Below are 23,788 nucleotides of genomic sequence, written 5' to 3'. Positions count from 1 at the left end.
AAAGAGATGACTGTTCAATTTTGAGCAGTCATCTCTTTTTATATTTAATTATTTAACTCTAATTTTTACTGTTTTGCTATATTTGCTGTTTGCTTTCATCTCTCCTTTTATTGCCACAGCTCTAACTTTTATTTTATATCGTTTTCCTTTTGTAAGTCCCTTAATTGTTTTCTTTAATTTCGATGTCGTATAGGTTTTCCACTTATTACCTTTTTTTATTCTTATTTGGTATTTTACAGCTCCCTGTACTTTCCCAATAGTTACCTTCACCTTCTTCTTTCCTGCCTTAACTGTTATGACCGGCTTCTTAAGAATAAGTTTTGGTATGCTCTTACCCTTTACCTCGACAATTCCGCAGTTCTTACATTTTTTATCTCCTGTATATCCTGCACTAAAATAATCTGCTTTTTTCTTATTTATAACAACAAAATTATGACCTAATGCATTCGTTTGCTCAATCGCAATCACACTGTTACATACAGTACAATAACTAATTTTTTCTCCACCATGCACACAATCCGGTTTAATTTGTACTGTTCTTATGTCTGTCGCTTTATGTACATCCACCTCAAGGCTATAACTTGCATCATGATACGATAGGACAACAGTATTTTTTCCATGTTCTCCAGTATACCCCTTTACTTTGCATTCGTTCAAAAGAACTTTTTCTACCTTTCCATTTGTATACTCTGCAAAAATTTCTAACCCACTAAAGTCGAGTTCCTCTCCTTCAATATAATGTTTCTTATAATCTCCCTTTACTTTAAGTCCACTTACCTTCGGTTCGACAACACTATATTGAAATACAGCTGTTTTTCCTGCATATGATATGGTCGCTACCTTCACACCTGCCTCTGCTGTATCTGTATCAGATAAATTATAATCGCTCACAATCTCCTTTGATGCATCATTGTATACCGCCTCAACAATAAGGCCTGACGCATCAAACACATCTCCTGTAAAATATACAATTTTTTTCGGCAATCTCTTTATGTTCAAAGACTCTACTTTTCTTTCCGAAACAGTTATACCGACAGTAGTCGTTGCTCCCTGATACGATATTACTAAGTCACGTTCTCCTACAGTATGTCCTATTTCTTCCACTGTATAATCTGTTACAATTTTTCTTTCTCCATTGTTATACACTGCCTCAACAACCATTCCCGAAGAATCAAATGTCTGACCTTCTATATACGATGTTTTATCTGGAGACTCTTTGACCAAAATAGACACAACTTTTTTCTGTTCCACATGTACGATAAATGTTTTTACCAGATTCCTGTATTTTACTGTAATTTCCTGTTCTCCTGCCACATTTGTATCATAACCGCTTACCATATCTGACTTTATAGCAATTTCCTCTGTAGTCGCATCGCTATAATAAACTTTCAACCTTGCACCTGTAAGAACAAGTTCATCTCCGGTATAGTATGTCTGCTTGTCCGGCAAAGATAATATTTCAATTGAATCTATCTCTCTGAACACATCCTGCCTGTTTTCACGAAGCTGTGGATATTGATAATCCGCTTTTCTATCTATCGTCCAGTTTTTATAAAAATCAAATCCCTCAAACGACTCCCTATTGCTTAACTGCTCTACAGACAAAGGAATTGCACCCTCCTGTTGTTCTCCCTGGCCCTCCAGATAATAACAGTTCTCAACTGTAATAGGGAAAATGAAAACCGAACCTCCAATTGCGGACTTATGTCCTGTACTTTCAAGTTTTCCGATAGAATAACACTTTTGTATTGTCAAATATGTATATATCGAAGCCGCACCTATAATACCACCAACCTGCGCTGATGCCTTTTTTCCTGTCGCATTAGCCGTAATATTTCCTGTATTATAATTATTCGCTAAAACAAACCGATAACCAATTTCTTTATCTCCAACTACGGCTCCACATATTCCTCCAGTCGTGCAGCCTCCTTCGCTTTCATTTAACTCCATTGTTGTTGTAATATTTCCTGTATTATAACATCCCTTGATATCTCCACCTACTTCTTCCCCACAATAAGAACTTCCCGCAATGCCTCCTATATGCACACAAGCCTGGTCAACATAACTTATTGCTTTGATATCAGCTCTGTTATAACAATATTTCAATCTTCCAAAAGTAGTACCAGTAACACCTCCAACGGCAATAGCGCCACCCGATGGTCCTGAACAAACATAAATATCACAATCGCTTCCGCAATTTAATAATGTACCCTGTTCTCCAACTTTTCCAACTATTGCTCCAACATTAGCTCCTCTGTTATCCACTGTAGCCTTAATGAAGCCCTCTACTTTCAAGTTCTTTATTGTTCCTTGACCCAATTTTCCAAATAACCCTAATTCATACTCTCTATTGCTTGCAGCCGAATTATTAATTTCAATCCGCATCCCTTTCACGCTGTATCCATTTCCATTAAAACTTCCACAAAATCCGCTATCTTTAACCGGTTTATATGTGTCATCACAACCAATTGGTCTCCATCCGTTTCCCAGATAATCATATTTTCCACCCTCAGCTGTTGCCTCAGATAAATCAATATCATTCATCAGAATATAGTTTCCGGATAAATTGTTATTCACGTTATACAAATCGTCTACCGTTCTGATTTCTATAACATTTGCTGCCTCTACTTGTACTGATGGTACATACTGCAAACTACAGACTACCATCAATAAACATAGAAATATAGTTCCTATTTTCTTTCCCGCTCCCATTTTTACCTCCTTTTCATATAACTTCCGATTATATGCTAAAAATTATTCAATATCTTTCAAATACAACAATCCGTCCCCTTTTCTATTATTATAATTTATCACTTTTCCTATATCAATTATCATATTTCACGAAATACTTTGAAATGGTATAGCATTTTTACTAAAACAATTTATTAAAACAGTCACGCACCTCGATTCCGCACTTCTCGTGCTACATCTCGGTGTGGCTATTCGCCACATAAAAATAAAAAAGAAGCATTATCTTTGTGAGTAAACTCACACAATAATGCTTCTTTTCTATTTTTGCATGACTCTATAGCAAACAAAAAGCGGGTGATGGGAATCGAACCCACATATCCAGCTTGGAAGGCTGGTGTTCTACCACTGAACTACACCCGCATAATAACTGCCTGGTTCCGGAATCGAACCAGAGACACGAGGATTTTCAGTCCTCTGCTCTACCAACTGAGCTAACCAGGCTCATGATACCTCGCATCACGCACTGTCGATTCTAAACTATTATTATATTTTTGTCAAGACAAACTTTCCATATTTTTACTTAATCCTTTTATTACCCTGCCATAATACAAAATATAATTTATAAAAGTAAATAGCATAATCACCATATTAACCCCGACAAGAATATCGACTATTATAATATTCATAGCCGGATATAAAAGTAGTAAAATCAAGATAATATAGGTACCAAAAGTGCATACCTTTCCATACCACATGGCGCCTTCAACTTTATGCCCTCTCTTTATAGACACCATTCCTGCAATTGCCATAAACCCTTCTTTTACAATATATAAAACAGCCATTGCAATTATAATCCTATATTTAAAACACAGGCTTAAGATAATCGCTCCAATCGTTATCTTATCTGCAATCGGGTCTAACACTTTTCCCCACTCTGTTATCATATTGAACTTTCTTGCAATCTTTCCATCAAAAAAGTCTGTCAGCCCTGAGATAACAATTGTTATAATTACCGGCCAGTAAGGTGCGCCCGACAATGACCGGTAAAACAACACCATATATACAAAAACTAAAAAAATTCTAAAATATCCCATTAAGTTTGGAATAGAAAAATACTCGTGCCAAAAATTCTTGTCCATATTATTTCTCCTCACGGAAATTAGTATACTCCAAATGTTAATATTTTAAAAGAAATGAAATAAAAAAATACCAGACCTGACACATAAATTATATCTTTAAAATTCTTCGTATATAAATACAGGCGCTGCTGCATCCTTTGAGATAATATAATATCCCCAAACCATCATTAGAACAACATATATTACAAGCACCTTACACACAAACCTTGCCTTTTCACTATTTTTTACTTTGTTTATAAAAGTTGTAAATCTGTTCATTAAAACTTACCAGCCCTTTCAATGCCAAATGACTATCATCCTCAAATATATAATCTTTATATTCTAAATGTGTCAAATCTGCCAACTGTATGCTATTTCTTTCCGCAATTGCTTTCACCCTGCCATAAATTTTTTCTCTTCTTTCTGTCGGGTAATTTGCATAATCACTCCATCTTCCATTTAGCGGAAGCATTATCATCAACACTTCAATATTTTCCTGTTTACAAATATCCAAAAAGCATTGTAAGTCCTGAAACTCAATGGATTCGGGAGAATACTTTAAATCACAGATATCATTATTCTCGATTCTTTTTTTATATCTTCTGTTATATACCTTATCGAGCATGCCATATTTATTATTTCCTGTCTTTTTACGCCCCTTCTTATCGGCCTTTTTATAGAGCTTCTTCCAGTCTATCTCCTTTTTTTCTTCGTCATCCTTACACTGATAGAATCCTTTTGAAACAGATGCTAAAAAGAGTTTTGTCTCTGCCTTATCTTTGGCAAGAAAACTGTGGATTCCCTTTCTCATCTTATCAAATAAATTTCCTTCATTCTTCAGATACCACTTTACATCATCCTGAACACGATTCCACATGACAGGGTTTTCATCTGTCAACGTTTGTATTCTGTCAAGGACATATTGTTTTGTCTCATCACGAATATCCTTGTTTTTTAAAAACGCAATCATATTCGTTTCAGAATATGAGGCACCAAAGGCCTCCTTTTTTACTCCATTCGGCTTAAACCATTGCGGAGAGACACTGAGGACGACTTTTTTATTTTTCAATTTATCACCAAGCGACCCCAAAGTAATTGCATGATTCAGGCTCTGGTAACCACCTTTTCCAATAAATACCGGTTTCATATCTGTACTCTTATAAATAGTATCCCCATGAAATCCTGATTTTTGACAATGTCTCAATTCTGAGGAACCAAACACTGTAACAATGCCATCATTATCTAACAACTCTCTCATTCCGGAATTACAGCCAAACTTAGAAGCACTGACCCATGTACCATACCTTGTACTATATTCCGGCATGCCTCGATTTATAGTAATCTTTATCACAGCAACAGTCATGATAAACATAAGGAAAGCTATTCCTATTGCCTTAATGTTTTTCATTAAATTTCACCTCTGTATTACACACTTTAATTCTCACTCTTCTCTTTTACCAGCGCAATAATCTTATTGGCAGTATTTACCTGCTCTCTTACTACCTCAGAAGGAGCAATGATGACACCTAACTCATCTTCTATCATTGTCAATAACTCAGCAAAACCTAAGGAATCTAAGATATCTTCTTCGAATAAGTCCATATCTAAATCCTCTCTCACTACATCATCCTCACACACTTCTTCTAATAAATCTAAAACTTTCTCTTCCATCTTATTCACCTCCAATTATTTTTAATTTCCGGTTCCCCACTAAATAATATGTCCCGAAAATATCAAAAATCCAAACATGACTAAATTCATTGTAACTGCCCATGATAGGACACCATACCACTTTTTCTTTTTATTTCTCTTATAAAACTTAGATTTCTTCTGGTATATTTCTGTCAGTGCCAAAAGCACTCCATGATATAATCCATATAAAATATAGCAGGTTCCAAGCCCGTGCCATACGCCCATAACGAGCATATTGATAATAAAACCTACAGATGCCGTTGTAAGCCGGGTAGGAAAACGCTTCTTTTTCATCGAAGCCATAACAAACCTGGTAAATATGAAATCTCTAAACCACTCTGATAAAGTAATATGCCATCTCGCCCAGAAATCTTTCATATCCTTGCTGAGAAACGGTTTATTAAAATTGTCAGGCACTTTAATACCGAGCATATAACCTGTTCCTACTGCCATAAGGCTATATCCTGCAAAATCAAAGAACATATAGATTCCATATGTATAGGCATAGGCAATTTCATTGAGTAATGTAGGCTCTGTCACTAACATCATCACCTTGTAACCCAATTCCGCTAAAACAAATTTATAGAGCAATCCCCATATCATTTTTTCAAGACCTATTCCAAACAGCTCTAAATATTCACTTCTCTTATAGGTCTTTGTAAAATCACTCTCAAATCTTCTGCTTCTGTCTATCGGTCCACAACTAAATGTGGGAAAGAAAATAAGAAATCCGGTAAACTCAGTAACAGATACACTCTCAATGACTCCATCATAAATTTCTATGATAATCTGAACAACTCTAAATGTAAGATATGATATTCCAATAAACTGAAACCATCCCATCTGACTAAATGTATTCAATTCACATAGTTTACATAATATTAATGGCAATATTGTCAGGAAAACAAACAATCTGTATATCCATAACTTTCTGCCTTTTTTTCTTAATTGTTCATACAATTTCACCAACAGCAATTCCATCAAAAAATAAACGCAAAAATATATCAATGCTGACGGAGTTCCTTCTAAAACCAACACAATAAATAATATCGAAACAGCTATGTTATACCATTTCATCGGTTTTTCTAATAATCCGAGTATCAATGCTCCGACAAGAACCAGTATTAGAACAAGAAAGAAATATTCTCCTGAATAAAAACTCATTATAATAACCCTCCCAGAAACTTACGGTCAGCTTTACCGTTATGATTCATCGGAATTTCTTCGATATATTTTACTTTTTTGGGAATCATATACGTCGGCAGAATATCCTTCAACTGCTTTTTGACTTTCCTTCCAAATTCCTGAGGTGTCTTACCGTCAAGGTCTCCTGTCACAAAAGCAGTCAGGCTTCTCACCTTACCTTCCTTCATATTTGGCATAACAACCGCATGATGAATCTGTGGCAGTCTCAGCATGTTATTTTCTATGTCTTCCACTTCAATTCTATATCCGTTTAATTTTACCTGTAAATCAATTCTTCCATTATAATATAGTTGTCCATCTATTTTATATCCGGCATCTCCCGTGTGATATGCACGATATGTTCTGCCTTCTCTTTCACATTCAAAAAATGCTTTCTTTGTCAGGTCTTCCCTTTGATAATAACCTGTGCTTACGGTATTCCCGATAATAATAATTTCTCCCTGTTCACCCTCAGAAAGGCAATTACCATTTTCATCATGAATTTCTAACCATGTGCCTTTTTTCTCATGTCCTACCGGCAAAGACTTCCCCTTTATCATAGTCGACTCTAAAAGCTTAGATGTTATCAACACATCAGACACAGCGACAGTAGATTCCGTCGGTCCATAAGTATTAATTACTTTCGCACTTGGAAACCTCTCATGCAGTTTTTTTACTGTAGATGTAGTCAGCACCTCACCACAAAATAGAAACATTTCTAAATTTGGCATCATATCACTACAAAACTTTTTGTCCGCAAGACACATATCGGCAAACGACGGTGTCGATACCCATATATTCATATCTGCATTTTCAAAATGCTCAAACATTGCGCCATAATCTTCCTGCATTTTCTTTGTCATTGTATGCAATGTTCCTCCACATGCCAGACATGTATATAAATCCATTACAGATAAATCAAAAGAAAATGGTGCCTGATTTCCAAAATTCTTTCCAATTTTTTCGCTTCTTGTACTTCCAAGTGTTACAGACCAGTCCAGATAATTGTTCAGACAATCAAATGTTATCTGTACACCTTTCGGTTTTCCTGTGCTGCCCGACGTAAATATAATATAATATGTATCCTCAGGCTTTACGCACACAGAAGCATCCACTGCTTCCTTCTCTTTTTCAATAATTTCTTTTACCTGTGAAAGGTTAATTACATTTTGATTTTCCAGGACGATATCTCCTTCAACCTGGAATATTATTTCAGGCTCCACACATTCTACTGTGTCAATCACTCTCGAATCGGGTATAGAAATATCCTGTGGGCAATACGCTTTTCCTGCTTTCACACATGCCAGAAAACAAACAATCATATATGGATTCTTATGACCATAAACCACAACCGGTATTTTACTGTCTCCATAATTCCTGTAAATCCATGCAGCCAGCCGGTCTGAATAACTATTTAACTGACCATAGGAAAGACAGGTATCGCCACTATGAATAGCAATCCTGTCTTCATCTGTCAGCGCAAAATTCTTAATCTCTTCTAATACGTTCATACCTTTTTACCTTTGTAAAAAATATTTTGTAATTATATTGTGAACTTGTAACAATTTTGTATCCATCAAACATTTTGATGTTAATGTGATGGAATTGTGTCGTTTTGACTAATACAAAGTATACAACTTGCATATATGAATTACAAGTGATTTTTTATTAAGAATTTCTTACGTTTTTTTTACAATTATTAATATTTGTTAAAATTATAATAGCTAATGGGATTTTACTTTTGTCCATAAACTTGCACAATACTCTTTTATTTCCTGCTCTCTATCTTTAAACTCTTCATTTTTCTTATTTGTGGTATCCGGTGCACATCCCGGATTCCCCTTATACTCTTCATCTCTAAAATATTCATATACTGACTGCACCGCACTGTCGTAACCAATATATTCTGTATTTTGTATTGCCACATCTCTCTGTAAAAAGAAATCAATAAACTTATGAGCAAGCTCTGTATTTTCACAATGCCTGGTAATTACCATTCCATCTATCCATACATTGCTTCCCTGTTCCGGAACAAAAAATCCCATATCTTCATTTTCAGAAATAATATAAGCTCCATCCCCGGAATAAACGACTGCCATCTCCTTATTTCCGGAAATCATATTATCCATAACGTCATCTCCGACATACACCGGTGCCATTGTCTTCTGCTGCTCTACCAGCCAGGTATATGCCTGATTTAATTCGGATTTATTGTCTGTATTCATAGAATATCCCAGAGCCTTTAGAGCAACCATAAGTGAATCCCTCTCGGAATCATACATATATATTTTGCCCTTATATTTTTTATTTCTAAGAATTTCCCATCCCTGCGACAAATCCTCTTTTGCCACCTTTCTCTTATCATAGACAATTCCGACAGTTCCCCAGTAATAAGGTACTGCATATCGGCTTCCTTTATCAAAATTATTCTGAAGCAAAGACGGCACAATCTTATCCTTATTTGTTATTAAATCCCAGTTTATTTCCTGCAAATAATCTTCTTTTATCAGTCTCTCAATTGTATAATCTGATGGTACCACAATATCGTATTCCGAACCGCTCTGAATTTTTGTATACATAGACTCGTTCGAATCAAATGTCTCGTAAACCACTTCACAATCATTTTCTTTTTCAAACCTGTCTACCAATTCTGTATCAATATATTCTCCGCTATTAAATACTCGAAGTATCGGTTTACTGCTTATAGAAGTAAATTTTGCCACGCAGAATGTTGCAACGGCTATCATCGCAATTATTGCCGTAATTCCGACTACCTTTTTAAAGATTCCATTCCCCGCATCCGCTAATTCAACACGTTTGCCCTTATGCTTTTTCACAATCGCAGGAATTACATTGACAACAACCAAAACTACTACTACAACCAATATCAAAATTGTTGACAGGGCATTGATTGTAGGATTTGTTCTCTTTGTCATGTTATATACCACAATCGAAATATTAGATATTCCATTTCCTGTTACAAAATATGAAATAACAAAGTCATCGATAGACATTGTAAACGCCAACAGCATTCCTGCATAAATTCCGGGCTTTAGCATTGGAATAATAACCTTTGTAAGCGCCTGAAATGGTGTTGCACCTAAATCCATTGCAACGTCCGCCAGGTTATGATTCATACTCCTAACCTTCGGATAAACACTCACAATCACATACGGTGTACAAAAAGCAATATGTGCCAGAAGCATCGTAATATACCCCCGCTCCATTCTTGCAGAAGTAAATAAAATCATCATTCCAATAGCGGTAACGATTTCCGGATTCATAATTGGCATATTATTCACATTCAAAATCCATTCCCGTAAAACTCTCTTGCTCTTTGACAATCCAATTGCCGTAATTGTTCCGAGAATCGTTGAAATAATGGTTGCAATCACAGCTATACTGATAGAGACATAAACCGCCGAAATAATATTTGTATCCGTTAGAAGTTTTTTATACCATCTAAGAGAAAAACCTGCAAAACTTGTCAATGACTTTGAGGAATTAAATGAAAAGAACATCGTCACAAATATCGGAAGATAAAAAAATAAAAACATTAATGCTATGTATAATTTAGAACCTATGGAGACTCTCTTTTTCATTTTTCACCTCCGTTATCATCCGGGTCAATTTTTTTCATTAACCCCATCATCGCAAGGATAACAATTGCAAGAATAACTGATATGGCACTTCCGAAATTCCAATCACCGACAGATATAAACTGATTTTCAATTAAGTTACCAATTAAAACAAACTGATGTCCTCCCAGAAGAACAGGGATAACAAATGTTGAAATAGATAATAAAAATACCATTGTAACACCACTGATAACTCCCGGAAGCGATAATTTCAATATCACCTTAGTAAATGTTTTTAATCGGTTTGCTCCTAGGTCACTGGCAGCCTCTACTAACGATTCATCCATTTTTGCTAATGAAGTATGAATCGGAATCACCATAAATGGAAGTAAATCACACACCAGACCAATAATAACAGAGAAATTTGTATACATCATAGTCACCGGATTTAATCCGATAGCTTTCAATAATGTATTAATAATACCATTATCCGACAAGAGACTAATCCACGCATAAGTTCTGAGCAAAGTATTAATCCACATAGGAATGGTGACCAGTAATATTAAGATACTCTGTGCTTCATCACTAAATTTAGAAATAAAATATGCCATAGGATATGCCAGTATCAGGCAAATCCCAGTCGTAAGCAGCCCCATCTCAAATGACTTTATAAACACATTAAGATATACCGGGTCTGACATTTTCTTAAAATTATCCAATGTAAAATGTATTGTTATAAGTGAATTATCCCCTGTAGTAACCGAGTATAACAAAATCAAAACCAGGGGCAGCGCAATAAGCAAAAATGACCATAAAACATAGGGTTTTACTAAGCCTTTGTAATGACGCATATCTCTCCTCCTAATTATCCATCTTGTGCATAACCTGTATATCATACGGGTCAATTGTTAACCCCACCTCGATACCAAGGTCAATATTTTCCGTAGTATGTACCTTGTAGTTTCTATATTTTGTCTGTGCAAGATATTCGTAATGCACTCCCATAAACACCTTGGATATTATCTTCCCAACAATCTTTCCTTTGTCCGGTGCAACAATATCCATGTCCTCAGGTCTCAAAACCACTTCAATCTCTTCATTATCTTTAAAGCCTTTATCCACACACTCCCACATAACATCATCAAATTTTACAAGACAATCCTTTATCATATTTCCTTGTATAATATTAGACTCTCCAATAAAGTTTGCAACGAATCTATTCTGTGGTTCATTATATATATCAATCGGAGTTCCAATCTGCTGTATTACACCATCATTCATTACCACAATCGTGTCAGACATTGAAAGCGCCTCCTCCTGGTCATGGGTGACAAATATAAATGTAATCCCCACTTCTTTCTGAATCTTTTTCAATTCAACCTGCATGTCTTTTCTCAGTTTCGCATCTAATGCACCGAGAGGTTCATCCAGCAATAAAACCTTCGGTTCATTTACCAATGCTCTGGCAATCGCAACACGCTGCTGCTGTCCTCCGGAAAGACTGGTAACATCCCTCTTTTCAAATCCTTTCATGCCAACTAAATTCAACATTTTTTTTACTTTTTCATCGATAATCTTCTTATCCATTTTCTTTAAATTCAGTCCAAATGCTATATTGTCATATACATTTAAAAATGGAAAAAGCGCATATTTCTGAAATACGGTATTGACTTCTCTTTTATATGGAGGAATTTTGGCAATGTCCTTTCCATGAAACAATACCTGGCCATTGCTGGGGTCTTCAAATCCTCCAATAATTCTGAGAATCGTCGTCTTTCCACAGCCGCTGGGACCTAAAAGTGTGAGAAATTCATTCTCATAAATATTCAAATCTATTCCTTTCAGTACCTGATGTTCCCCAAAATTTTTTGATATATTTTTCAGTTCAATAATCGTATTTCCCATTTCTACCTCCGATATATTTCTTAAAAGCTTGGCGGGCTGCTTACCCATAGCACCCTCGCACCGCCTTTTGATTTCAAATAGTGTTTATACTTTGCCTCATAATAAAACGACTCGCCTTTCTTAGCTTGAAACGAACGGTTCCCGACAATCACCTGAACAGTCCCGGATAGCACATAACCAAACTCTTCTCCCTCGTGTGGATTGTCAGGATATGTAGAGCCACCTGCTTTTAAAGTAATTAAAATCGGCTCCATCATATTTTTTTGTGCATTTGGTATAATCCACTGAATTGTATTTTTCAACTCTTCATCTGTCTTCTCAAAATAATCCTCTTTAGAGAAAACAATCTGATTATCCTCATCATCTCGAAAAAAATACTTCAAATCTGTTCCTAAGCATTGCAAAATATCTACTAAAGTAGCAATCGACGGTGATGTCAGATTATTTTCTACCTGAGATATAAAACCTTTTGACAATTCAGAGCGGTCTGCCAATTCTTCCTGTGTCAGACCGTTGGCTATCCGCAATTCCTTTATCTTACTTCCTATATCCATTGTAATTTATAAACTGCCTTTCTTTGTTTTCAAAAACTAAACAAAATGTTTAGTATTTCTAACCTTAATAAATATATAAAATTATACATAGTATGTCAATAATTTTTTTACACCCACGCATATAAAAAGAAACAAATAAAATCGGTTCAATTGTTATCGATAACATTTTTCCATTGACATGGATTTTTAGCAATGATATATTCAAATTAATAAGAAAAAGGAGGAAACTTATATGACAAAATTCAAAAAAAATTTTTTATCCTTTATAGTGTTATTTGCACTTATTATAACAACTGTTATAAATACATTTATTCAACCTGCAAATGCAGATACCATTGAGACAGCAAATCACACTCTGTCAAATCCAACTACAGACAGCGACGGTAATACTACATGGGATTGTATCTACTTTGGAAACTACTATCAGAATGATATAAACGGTCAAACAAAAGAGCCTATTAAATGGAGGATATTAAAAAAGAACGGAAATGACGTTTTCCTCTTATCAGATAAAGCTCTGGACACAAAGCCTTGGAATGAAACGGCAAACATTGTTACATGGGAAAATTGTACTCTTAGAAGCTGGTTAAATGGCTATGGAAGTAATATGAATAAAAACGGAATTGATTATACTAATAATAATTTTATAAATACAGCTTTTACATTAAAAGAACAAAATGCCATTCAGACAACATTGGTATCTAACAAACAGGACCCATTCCCAGATTCATTTGCTGTGAACGATACTTATGATAAAATTTATTGTTTAGCACATAAAGAGGCATTAAATTCAGAATATGGTTTTACAAATGAACGTTTTGTAACTCCGACAAGAGAGCTTACTGTCACACCATATGCAAATGCAAAATTAGATTGGGAAACCTGTCCTTGGGGAATACCGGGCTGGTGGCTCCGAACTATGGGAGACGATAACTACCGTGACCAATCAGGCGCTGTGTTTGAATGGTACATCGGAAAATATGCCTCATATGTGATGCAATCCGGTTTTGCATACTGCAATGGTTCCCCTGTTGAAGATAGCTTTATGACCGTACGTCCGGTTCTTCATCTAAATATTGAGGATACAAGCGTATACTCCTATGCCGGAACGGTAAACAGTAACGGTACAATGGAGGAAATAAAACCTCCCCAGGAGAAAACATATGACGGTTTTGCACGAATAGAAGCTGAAGATTATTCTGACCAGTACGGTGTTGTCATTGATAAAGACACGGAAGGAAATCTTAAAAATATCGGAGGCACACATAATGATGATTGGACTTTGTACAACAATGTAAAATTTACCAAAGATGCCAAATCCATTGAATTAAACTATTCCTGTCAAAAAGGAAGTGGCGGTTATATCCATGTATATATGGATAATATGAACGGCGAGCCATCAGTAGTGATTCCAATTGAAGAAACCGGTAATGACTGGAATACATATATTACAAAAACAGTTAATCTTACACATATAATAAACAGTGGAACACATAAAATCTTTTTAAAATTTGTTAATGACGGTGGTAATGTAGTCAATGTAGACTGGTTTCAATTCAGCACCGACACAATTAAAAATAATCCTATCACTATCAGTGATGCTGTTAATATAGAAGGATTTCAGATTAGCTCTTTATTAGAAGGTAGTCGTGTCGTAGGTTCTGTAGAACAACAAATTAACGGTCAATCAGTTACCGGGTGGGGATTTATTTATGCTCTTTCCAACATCGATGATAAGACATTTCCTGTGGAAGATGACGATATGTATATCAATTCTGGAAACGAATATGTAAAAACACATGTTTCTACTCCAATCGGAACAGCCAATTATCGATTTGACACAGCCTCACCGACTGCAACATTTTTTGTACAGACAATGCTCTTTACAAATAAAACCAAACAATTATTTAATTCAATTTACAAAGTCCGTGCATATGCGACACTATCTGATGGCAGCTATGTATATAGTAATGTAATTAATTATTCCATCTATAATATTGCTGATAAATTATATCAGGACAAAAAAATGAATACATTGTACTCACACGAATACTTGTATAACAATATTCTAAAAATAGTCGACACAAACTATACAGAGGTAGATTATAATTGGGGAAATATAGTAGTTAAACCTTAACACATAATTAATCAAAAGGCTGTGGTAAATCTTAATGATTCCACAGCCTCTCCTCTTTATATTCTCTTTTTTATTTTCAATGATTTTCCTCTCATTATTATAATACCTCTTGTCCCAAACAAAATGCAACTAATCAATGTAATGATGATTCCGGGGATAATTCCGGGGCTTGCATATTTCACTTTAATGTCATGGTTACCCTCTTTCACCTTTACTCCCATATATCCAATACTGCTGGAAAATGTATGAACCTTTCTATTATCTACATATACACTGTATCCTTTGCTATATGGAAGAGAAAACTGTAATATTTCATCTCTGTCTGCTTTCAGCTTTCCTGTAATTACATTTGTTCCAACCTTTATATCTGTTAACGTATTTCTTTTAAGATTACGAATGCAATTCTCATATTCATCCATAGAAACACTGGCGACATATAAATCATCAAACTGATATTTTCTTTTCTTCCAAAACTTTAATTTACAGGACGTCTGCGGCTCAAAAGAATATCCCAGATTTAAAACACTTCCGGGTTTTGGGAAATAAGAACCTGTAAGCTTTCCTCTGATACGCATCTTACCTCTTCCTCTTTTTCCCTTGAAGGTTGCTGAGTGTGCATCTTTATCTTTATCATTTGCATAAACATTATCCAATGCTAACAACGTCTGACTATTTGCTCCGCTCTTAAACTTGAGTTTTATTTTTCCGCCACGCTTTGATTTTATTTTATCATTCTTAATCTTAACATGTTCCTTTTCCCTGATTTCCGGTTTTGAAATTGTTATGCCCTTTACTTCCGTATTATTTTCAATTCCCTTGATATCCTCATCTACAACGGCACTTGTCAGTAATGCCTGCTCTCTCTGAGCCAATTTCAAACTGTCATACTGTTTTCTGGTCATATATGAAGTGTATGTGACTCCAAGAGGTAAAAAGTTTTTATTTTCATACAAGCAGATTTTTTCACCATTCACTGTCTTCTCTTTAATTTTTTCAAAACCGTATGGTGCATTTTTATCTTCATAATCTGCATAATATTTTACGCTTGCAAGAGACATCATTCCCTGACGTCCTTCCAGACTTTCTAAAACAAACGGTCTGTGAAAATTACTCAGACCTACCGATGAATATAAATCCGTCATCTTTCCGGGAACAATACTATAATAAAAAGTATCACCATAAAAACCAAAGAAAGCAGAACGATTCCTTATCTCACGTTCTCTCTCTGTTCTATAAAATGTATCGTCATCTATCTCCTGTAATAACTTTACGGTATCCGACTTCATGTTTTTTAAGACTTTTCCTCTCGTATAGAAAGAACTGCAATAGTCAAAATATCTACTGCTAAATATAGTCGTACAGTTAAACATAAGATTTATAACTGCAATTACTGTAAATCCATATATTATCCATTCTGTCTTCCTTTTATTTTTGAAAAGATAATATAACAACGCGATAATCAATGATATTACAATCAAAATCAATGCCATACAAAAAACACTTGGTTTCTTCGATGTTGTTGAAATATATCCCAAACACACACTCATAAATACAATAATTCCAGACATTATGATAATCGGGTATTTTTTCATCTCTCGCAAATTATCAATCGCATATACAAGCATAACCGACAGAAGCAATGCCATTGCATAGCTAAACCTCATTGTGGCATAGGAAAAACCATTCATTACCTTTCCGACAAACGGGAAACAAAGCATTGCCAGAACGATAACAAAACCTGCTAACAATTTCCTATCTGACTTTTTATGACTGGCAATTAATACTGCCACAGCAAACATTCCAAGCACACCGAGGCCCGGAACGCTCCAATTATTCAAGGTTCTGTAAGAAATAAAAAAGCTGTTGATTAAGATATTATAATGCCCTGTTGAATAAAATAAGTCGGGCGCCGCCAATGATGTAGTTGCTCTCGCATTATTCAAAAAAGCATACACCGCCGGAAATAAAATGACCGCAGCCATTCCAATCCCCCACAAATACGAGATAACAACTCTGCCTACACTCATAAAAAAGTTTTTGATTCCATTTTGACGATAACTTCCAAATTGTCTTACAAAGAAATAAATTGCAGCCATAATGGTATTCATATACATAAAGTAATAATTGCTGGCAAATGCCAACGCAACACTAATACATAACAGACCGATTTTCTTCTTTTTAATTAGAATCTCCACTCCTGCTATCAATAATGGAAGATACATAATCCCATTAAAAAACAATGGGTGTCTCAGTCCTCCACAAAGTGCGTAATTACAAAATGCATATAATAACGATGCCGGCAGAACAGAACTCACATTTGTTTTACCGAGCGTTTTACACAGATATGCCACAAAAATACCACTCAAATACATTCTAAAAAAGATAAGAAATTCATACATAATTTCAATGGCGCTCTCCGGAAATAACACCGTCAAAAGTGTGAGAGGGTCGCCAAATCCATAATAATTTAAGGTTCCTATCACATCGAAACCTTGTCCCAAAGAATAATCCACCATCGGAGCACTCCCTGTTGTAAAGAACGTAATCAGATAATCCCTTATATATTTTAATGCCACAACATGCTGTGCCATACCGTCCATTGACCAGACAAAAGTCTTTCCTTCTGCCAAAAAAATCCTATCCAGTGTAAACGCAACAATACAAAATGCAATCGTATATAATGCAATAAACCAACCAATTTTCCTAATTTTGCCATGATTCATTTTTAATGAAAAACTCTTCATTTTCTTTGTTCTTCCTTTCGAGGGGATATTATAGCACATATTCTTTTCTTGTCAAAATCAATTACCCTTCGGCAGACCTTACCTGATTTCGTTGCCTGTGGATATAAAAGCTCTATTAAAATATTGTCAAACTAATGTGTACTTTATATACAACGAACAAGAACAAAGTTTTATTGCAAATATTTCCAAAAAATTTTAATTATTTGCACCAAATATATCTGCAACCTCTGTGATGGATATGTATGCATCAGGGTCAATACTATGTACTATGCTTTTTACCTTTCCCACTTGAAACCTATTAATGACAAAATAAATCATCGTCTTTGAAGTATCTGAATAATATCCATGTGCCTCTAGTGTTGTGATACCATTTTCAAAAGCTCCCGATAACTCTTTACATATTTCTTCTGCTTTTTCTGTGACTATCATTGCCGATTTCGACCTGTCAAAGCCCTCAATAATATAATCAACAGTCTTCAAAGCTGCCCCATAAGTAACCATAGAATATAATGGCAGTATCCAGCTTTGAATTATAAATCCACACGCGATATACAATAGGACATTATATATCATAACAAAAGTTCCAACCGTTATTCCAAGACGCTTTGCAAATATGATTGCTATGACTTCAATACCATCCATTGCTCCACCAAATCGAATGGCAAGACCACTTCCAATACCGGAAATGATTCCACCAAAAATTGCACATAAAAACAAATCACTTCCCGCCAATGGTGACATAATACTCACGTTTACAGGCAATACATCTGTAATCAACCATGCACACAATGAATAAACCAATACCGTATATATGGCACATACCGTAAATTCTTTTCCCTGCTTTTTTAATCCATACAAGAACAATGGTATGTTTAATACAATAAGAAAAATGGAAAGCGATAGATACTTCGGCGTAATCTGTGACAAAATCATTGATGTTCCGGAAATCCCACTATCATAAAGTTTCACCGGTGCTAAAAACATTGTAATTCCAAATGCATTAATAATTCCGGCAACTGTCAATGCAATCATGTTTTTTAGCTTTACCTTGCCTATCTGTCTACTCAGTTTTATTATTTCCATTTATTTTCCTCCATTCAACTTTTAAATAATTACCGGAAGCGGCATCACATAAAAACAAAGGAGTCCATAATTTGAACTCCTTTGTACCTATATATTACAGATATTACGTTATATTGTCAAATATTCATTTATAACAATTTATTTTACTAATGAATTATTATGATTAAAATCTTTTTTCAAATAATTACTGTTTACTATCTTTAAGATGTTATCATATAAGTAATTATGTGCGGCTTCCGTACCCATCCTGCTATTTTGATATAATGTATCCGCAATATTAAATATCGAATAGTCCACAGCTTTCGTGTATACATAGCTTCCATCTGAAAGTTTTGCATATGCTTTCACTCTCCAGTTTGCATTATATTCTTTTGCAGTCTTAGAATAAAACTGAACTGTCATTGCATAACTCGAAGCTGTCTTAGAACCCGAGAAGTTTGTTCCACACAATCCGTTCTGTGTGCTTCTGAAATTCTGAACATAAACGCTTTCACTTCCCACATACAATTCATTCTCTCCCACATAATCAGCGATAGAATAAACCAATCCGGATTCCACAACTTCTTTTCCTTTTATTTTGCTTTCCACAGAATATATCGTCCTTACACCCTGTGATACTGTACTAATCTGACAACCATTTACCTCAATGCCATCATTTATAGTATACTCCGTTGTTGTCTCCTCTGTCGGCGCCTGTGTGGTAGTCTCTATCTGGGTAGAACCATTCACAACAATTTCTCCCGATATTCCTGCCGTTTCTTTTCCATCTAATACTGCTGTGACCTTAACTGTATGAGTTCCACTTGTAATTCCTTCTATATCATACTGTCCGCATCCAACCTGCTCTAATTTCTTACTGCCATCCACATATACATTATATTTCTGACCTTTTGCAATCTGTTCTTCATTCTGTCCCCACACAACACTAATCATATTATTTCTTTCACTTGTTAACATAAGTCCGAATACTTCTATCGGTCCATCCGGCTGCACAGTTGTCTCTTCAGATGCCTTTATAAATGTAAAGTAATCTACATTCGCTACATAACCCGCACTACCTGTTGTCACAAATTTTATGTAAACTGTATGTGTTCCACGGCTAATTTGTTTCTCCAGTTTTCCTGTTATCATACTATAATCTGACCAGTTTGAACCGGTATTTGGCAGTGTAACTGTTCCGACTTTATTGTCAAAATTATCCACATAAATCTCTGCATTTCCCTGTGCCTGCCCTGACTTACTGGAATAATAAAGTTTAATAGAAGATGCATTTTCCGAGAATGATACATTATCATATCTTGTATATACCCCATTCACAACACCACCAATATTATGGCCACCACTGGCAGAGCTGTTATTGTCAATTACACCTCCCGACATATAAGAGTAATCCTCAGCTTCAATCGTTGCAAAGCCATTGTATGTTTTCGCCGTTGTTGTTTCCTGTTGAATCGGTATACTGGTGTATGTAAATACAGGATAAGATGCTCCCTGCTTCCATATAGCATTTACTGCATTGAGTGACGATGTCACGGAACCATTCAAAAATTCTGCGGCAGTTTTCTTTACTGCTGTAGTGCTTCCCTGTCCTGCAACACCTTCTCCTGCTGTTCCTTCTAAGAAATAACAACTTGATACAGTACCACCCGGATTGTAACCACATACACCGCCATACCATGAATTTCCTACCGTTATCTTTCCATAGTTAAAGCAGTTATACATTGTTCCGCCTTCCATCCATCCGATGATACCTCCGGATACCTGAGCAGTAGAATGTACTGTACCTAAATTATAACAATCATGTATCGTTCCCGAATTATTTCCTGCAATACCACCTGTTCCGCTTTTTCCCTGTACCTGTCCATTAAAAGAACATCCATAGATAGTCCCTTTATTATTTCCTACGATTCCACCGACATAATATCCGTCTCCCGTGATATTAGCTGATTCTATTGCAAGATTTAAAACACTGGCACTACTTCCGAGTTCCCCAATAAGACCTGTTGTTCCCTCTGAAGAATTTATGTGAATCCCACGAATGATATGTCCATTTCCATTAAATGTACCATTAAACTTTTTCATAACGGAAATATTATCTGTTCCCGAAAGGGTAATATCATTTGCCAGCGTTACAGTCTTACCGGTTGTACTTGCACCTGCTGCTACTCTGGAACAATAACTTTTTAATTGGTCTGCATTATAAATAACCTCATTATCAGATACAGCATTCTCTATTACAGATTTAATTTTATATCGAATCTGTCTTTTACATACTTCACAAAATTCTCTGTTCAAATATCTCATCTCACAGCTCTGATGTGGTCTGTACCATCCTGCTGCCTCATCAAACTCGTAAAGTCCTACACCATTTACACCCACTAAATCTGACCATTTACATTTTGTAGGGTCACTGACCGATGTCCTGTTCGGTGCTTCTCTTCTGTTGGTTGAGTCTGTTGTCGACTCCCAGTATTCATCTGCAAGCGAGCCGCCGGTGTGACCAAATTCGTGAAAAGCAATATCCGATGAACTCTCGTTTGCAGAAATAGTACAGTAACTTCCACCTGCTCCGCCATATTTCGTGCTATTACCTACGATAATAGGAACCTGACAATCCGGCATATACTGATTTACAATTTCCCACACACTCTTGCTGTTATGTGCCCAGATAAGTCTCTCAATACCGTTATTGTTAAATGTTGTTGCAAAAAAAGTATCAAAAGGCTTCGTCGGGTCCAACGAAACACCGGACTCATTTGATGTAACACATACTGCCCTAATGTTTATTTTATTTTTTATGCCCGACTCATTAAATGGTGACCTTGACATAAAATAGTTGGCAATGTTCTGTGCAATCTGAAGAAATTTATCCTGCTCATTTGCGGTATATCCATCGCCGGCAATTAAGATACAATAATTATCCCCATCCGAACCATTATTCACCAAATCTTTATACGCAAAGTTATAAGCGCCTGCACTAGGTGCCGGAGAAACACCACTGACACCTTTTGGCAGATTATCTTCTGCCTTAATATCGGACTTCAGTTCCATATCCGGCGCATCATTGTGTGCCTTCTCATATTCATCTACATCCATAGAGACCTTTTTCATAGAACCATTTTTATTAAATACTTCTATCATCGTAGTCTCTTCTTCCGGAAGCTCACGATAAACTACCTGTTTCTCCTTCGTCTCACTTCCATATGTATGAATTTCTCCTTTTGGGATATACCCCCCCATTAATGCAACAGACAATACCACTGCCATGGCTGCCCTGCTCCATTTTCTCATACCTATCATCTTCTACCTCCCTTTTCATTGATTCATGATTGATATTTTTGGGTAAAAAAAGCACACCTCCCTCCTGGGAAATATGCTTTTCTCCATAATAATAGTCTATAATACTTTCAAAATATAGTCAACTAAATCTTTATCCTCTATTCTGTGCATCTACCAAATTTTTACTATGATAAATCTCTCTGAGTTTTGGTTTCTCGATTTTTCCTGTTGCATTTCTTGGAACCTCAGCAAAAATAATTTTTCTTGGTCTCTTATATCTCGGCAATTCCTTACAGAAATCATTAATTTCCTCGTCACTACATTCTGTATCAGGATTTAATTCAATGATAGCGGCAGAAATCTCTCCCAGCCTCTCATCCGCCAGACCAATTACCGCAACATCTTTAATTTTTGGATGTTTGCTTAAGAAATTTTCAATCTGTACCGGATATATATTTTCACCTCCGCTGATAATAACATCTTTCTTTCTATCTACAAGATAGATAAAACCGTCTTCGTCCATCTCTGCCATATCACCTGTGTAAAGCCATCCATCCTTAAGGCTCTCGGCTGTAGCCTGCTCGTCATTATAATAACACGTCATAACACCCGGTCCCTTGACAATCAATTCACCTACGTCACCCTGTGGTACTTCTTCACCATTCGGAGCAACAATCTTTGTCTCCCAGCCAAATCCCGGAATACCGATTGCTCCTACTTTATGTATATTATCCACACCCAAATGTACACAACCCGGTCCAATTGATTCGCTTAAACCATAGTTTGTGTCATACTGATGATGTGGAAAATATTCTTTCCATCTCTTAATCAAACTCTGTGGAACAGGCTGCGCACCTATATGCATCAATCTCCACTGGTCAAGTTCATAATCCTCCAATTTTATCTCACCTCTGTCGAGCGCAAGCAAAATATCCTGAGCCCATGGGACTAACAGCCACACGATACTGCAATGTTCATTGGACACCGTCTCCATAATCGTCTTCGGTGTCACTCCCTTTAAAAGAACTGCTTTTCCACCTGTTAAAAAACTGCCAAACCAATGCATTTTTGCACCTGTGTGGTAGAGTGGAGGAATACAAAGAAAGACGTCATCCTTAGTCTGACCGTGATGATTTTGTTCTACTTTTGCCGCATGCATTAAACTTTCATGATTATGTAAAATGGCTTTCGGAAAACCTGTAGTTCCGGATGAAAAATAAATTGCCGCATCATCCTCGTCTGTCAGTTTAATATCCGGCGACACAGAAGAACAGTTTGATACCAAATTGTCGTAATTCTCCGCAAATGTAGGACAATCACCACCTACATAAAACAAAATTCTCTTTTCATCTATCTCATCAACAATTTCTTCGATACGGCCTATAAATTCAGGTCCGAAAAATAGCACATCCGTCTCTGAAAGTTCAAGACAATATTTAATTTCCTGTTCATCAAAGCGGAAATTCATCGGCACTGCCAACGCTCCTGTCTTTAATATTCCAAAATAAATCGGAAGCCACTCCAAACAATTCATCATTAAAATTGCAACTTTATCGCCTTTTTGTATGCCTCTGCTTAAAAGCAGGTTTGCAACTCTGTTTGCTTTTTCATTAAATACATTCCATGTAATTTCACGTCTATACTGCTGTCTCATATCCGGCTGAATCAATTCAAATTCCCGCCATGTAACACGTCTTTTTTCCTGTATATCCGGATTTATTTCAACCAATGCTATATCTGTAGCAAACTCTCTTGCGTTTTTTTCTAATATTTCTGTAATCGGCATCTTTTTACCCTTCTTCCTAATGCTTTTTCACTTTAA

Annotated in this window: 16 protein-coding genes and 2 tRNA genes; 1 reads left to right on the top strand and 17 read right to left on the bottom strand. The window is 35.9% G+C overall.

Going from position 1 to position 23,788, the window contains the following annotated elements; translation table 11 throughout:
- Window positions 1-48: 48 nt before the first annotated feature.
- The 13 genes from Q5O86_RS08575 to Q5O86_RS08515 all read right to left on the bottom strand — a co-directional run bounded on the left by Q5O86_RS08575 (window position 49) and on the right by Q5O86_RS08515 (window position 12,723).
- Window positions 49-2,712, bottom strand: a complete 2,664-nt coding sequence (locus Q5O86_RS08575; protein WP_302626727.1) for a bacterial Ig-like domain-containing protein — start codon at window positions 2,710-2,712, stop codon at window positions 49-51.
- 328 nt (window positions 2,713-3,040) lie between these two features.
- A tRNA-Gly gene (locus tag Q5O86_RS08570) sits at window positions 3,041-3,111 on the bottom strand.
- A gap of 8 nt (window positions 3,112-3,119) precedes the next feature.
- Window positions 3,120-3,192, bottom strand: a tRNA-Phe gene (locus Q5O86_RS08565).
- Window positions 3,193-3,245: 53 nt separating this feature from the next.
- A complete protein-coding gene (locus tag Q5O86_RS08560; protein ID WP_302626726.1) occupies window positions 3,246-3,830 on the bottom strand; it encodes a CDP-alcohol phosphatidyltransferase family protein in 585 nt (194 codons plus the stop codon).
- Window positions 3,831-3,926: 96 nt separating this feature from the next.
- Window positions 3,927-4,088, bottom strand: coding sequence for a hypothetical protein (locus tag Q5O86_RS08555; RefSeq protein WP_302626725.1), 162 nt, complete (start codon window positions 4,086-4,088; stop codon window positions 3,927-3,929).
- Window positions 4,048-5,217, bottom strand: coding sequence for a D-alanyl-lipoteichoic acid biosynthesis protein DltD (gene dltD, locus Q5O86_RS08550; protein ID WP_302626724.1), 1,170 nt, complete (start codon window positions 5,215-5,217; stop codon window positions 4,048-4,050). Before dltD ends, Q5O86_RS08555 begins: the two co-directional genes overlap by 41 nt.
- Before the next feature lie 26 nt (window positions 5,218-5,243).
- Window positions 5,244-5,480 carry a D-alanine--poly(phosphoribitol) ligase subunit DltC gene (gene dltC / locus Q5O86_RS08545; RefSeq protein WP_302626723.1) on the bottom strand — a complete coding sequence of 79 codons (237 nt, stop codon included), beginning with the start codon at window positions 5,478-5,480 and terminating at the stop codon, window positions 5,244-5,246.
- 39 nt (window positions 5,481-5,519) lie between these two features.
- Window positions 5,520-6,665, bottom strand: coding sequence for a D-alanyl-lipoteichoic acid biosynthesis protein DltB (gene dltB / locus Q5O86_RS08540; RefSeq protein ID WP_302626722.1), 1,146 nt, complete (start codon window positions 6,663-6,665; stop codon window positions 5,520-5,522).
- Window positions 6,665-8,197 (bottom strand): D-alanine--poly(phosphoribitol) ligase subunit DltA, encoded by a 1,533-nt coding sequence (gene dltA / locus Q5O86_RS08535; RefSeq protein ID WP_302626721.1) that lies wholly within the window; start codon window positions 8,195-8,197, stop codon window positions 6,665-6,667. Before dltA ends, dltB begins: the two co-directional genes overlap by 1 nt.
- 213 nt (window positions 8,198-8,410) lie before the next feature.
- Window positions 8,411-10,288 (bottom strand): extracellular solute-binding protein, encoded by a 1,878-nt coding sequence (locus Q5O86_RS08530; protein WP_302626720.1) that lies wholly within the window; start codon window positions 10,286-10,288, stop codon window positions 8,411-8,413.
- Complete coding sequence (locus tag Q5O86_RS08525; RefSeq protein ID WP_302626719.1) at window positions 10,285-11,115, bottom strand: ABC transporter permease; 831 nt, start codon at window positions 11,113-11,115, stop codon at window positions 10,285-10,287. The genes Q5O86_RS08530 and Q5O86_RS08525 overlap by 4 nt, the downstream gene beginning before the upstream one ends.
- A 10-nt stretch (window positions 11,116-11,125) precedes the next feature.
- Window positions 11,126-12,169: a spermidine/putrescine ABC transporter ATP-binding protein gene (potA, locus tag Q5O86_RS08520; RefSeq protein ID WP_302626718.1), complete on the bottom strand. Its 1,044-nt coding sequence runs from the start codon at window positions 12,167-12,169 to the stop codon at window positions 11,126-11,128.
- A gap of 20 nt (window positions 12,170-12,189) precedes the next feature.
- Complete coding sequence (locus Q5O86_RS08515) at window positions 12,190-12,723, bottom strand: helix-turn-helix domain-containing protein (protein ID WP_302626717.1); 534 nt, start codon at window positions 12,721-12,723, stop codon at window positions 12,190-12,192.
- A 232-nt stretch (window positions 12,724-12,955) separates the two neighbouring features.
- On the opposite strand from Q5O86_RS08515, the gene Q5O86_RS08510 reads away from it, so the two are divergent.
- On the top strand, window positions 12,956-14,860 hold the full coding sequence (locus Q5O86_RS08510; protein WP_302626716.1) for a carbohydrate-binding protein: 1,905 nt from the start codon (window positions 12,956-12,958) through the stop codon (window positions 14,858-14,860).
- A gap of 56 nt (window positions 14,861-14,916) precedes the next feature.
- Here Q5O86_RS08510 and Q5O86_RS08505 read toward each other — a convergent pair whose 3' ends face one another.
- From Q5O86_RS08505 to Q5O86_RS08490, 4 genes are all read right to left on the bottom strand, one after another.
- On the bottom strand, window positions 14,917-17,604 hold the full coding sequence (locus Q5O86_RS08505) for a YfhO family protein (RefSeq protein WP_302626715.1): 2,688 nt from the start codon (window positions 17,602-17,604) through the stop codon (window positions 14,917-14,919).
- Window positions 17,605-17,799: 195 nt separating this feature from the next.
- Window positions 17,800-18,687 (bottom strand): YitT family protein, encoded by an 888-nt coding sequence (locus Q5O86_RS08500; protein WP_302626714.1) that lies wholly within the window; start codon window positions 18,685-18,687, stop codon window positions 17,800-17,802.
- 138 nt (window positions 18,688-18,825) lie between these two features.
- On the bottom strand, window positions 18,826-21,987 hold the full coding sequence (locus Q5O86_RS08495) for a M64 family metallopeptidase (protein ID WP_302626713.1): 3,162 nt from the start codon (window positions 21,985-21,987) through the stop codon (window positions 18,826-18,828).
- Window positions 21,988-22,117: 130 nt separating this feature from the next.
- Complete coding sequence (locus Q5O86_RS08490) at window positions 22,118-23,752, bottom strand: class I adenylate-forming enzyme family protein (protein WP_302626712.1); 1,635 nt, start codon at window positions 23,750-23,752, stop codon at window positions 22,118-22,120.
- Between the last annotated feature and the right edge of the window lie 36 nt (window positions 23,753-23,788).

It is taken from the genome of uncultured Eubacterium sp. (assembly GCF_937958975.1).
Taxonomy (GTDB): domain Bacteria; phylum Bacillota; class Clostridia; order Lachnospirales; family Lachnospiraceae; genus Eubacterium_G.
The sequence above is the reverse complement of the archived record's forward strand: the minus strand, read 5'-3'. Positions and strand labels throughout refer to the sequence as shown.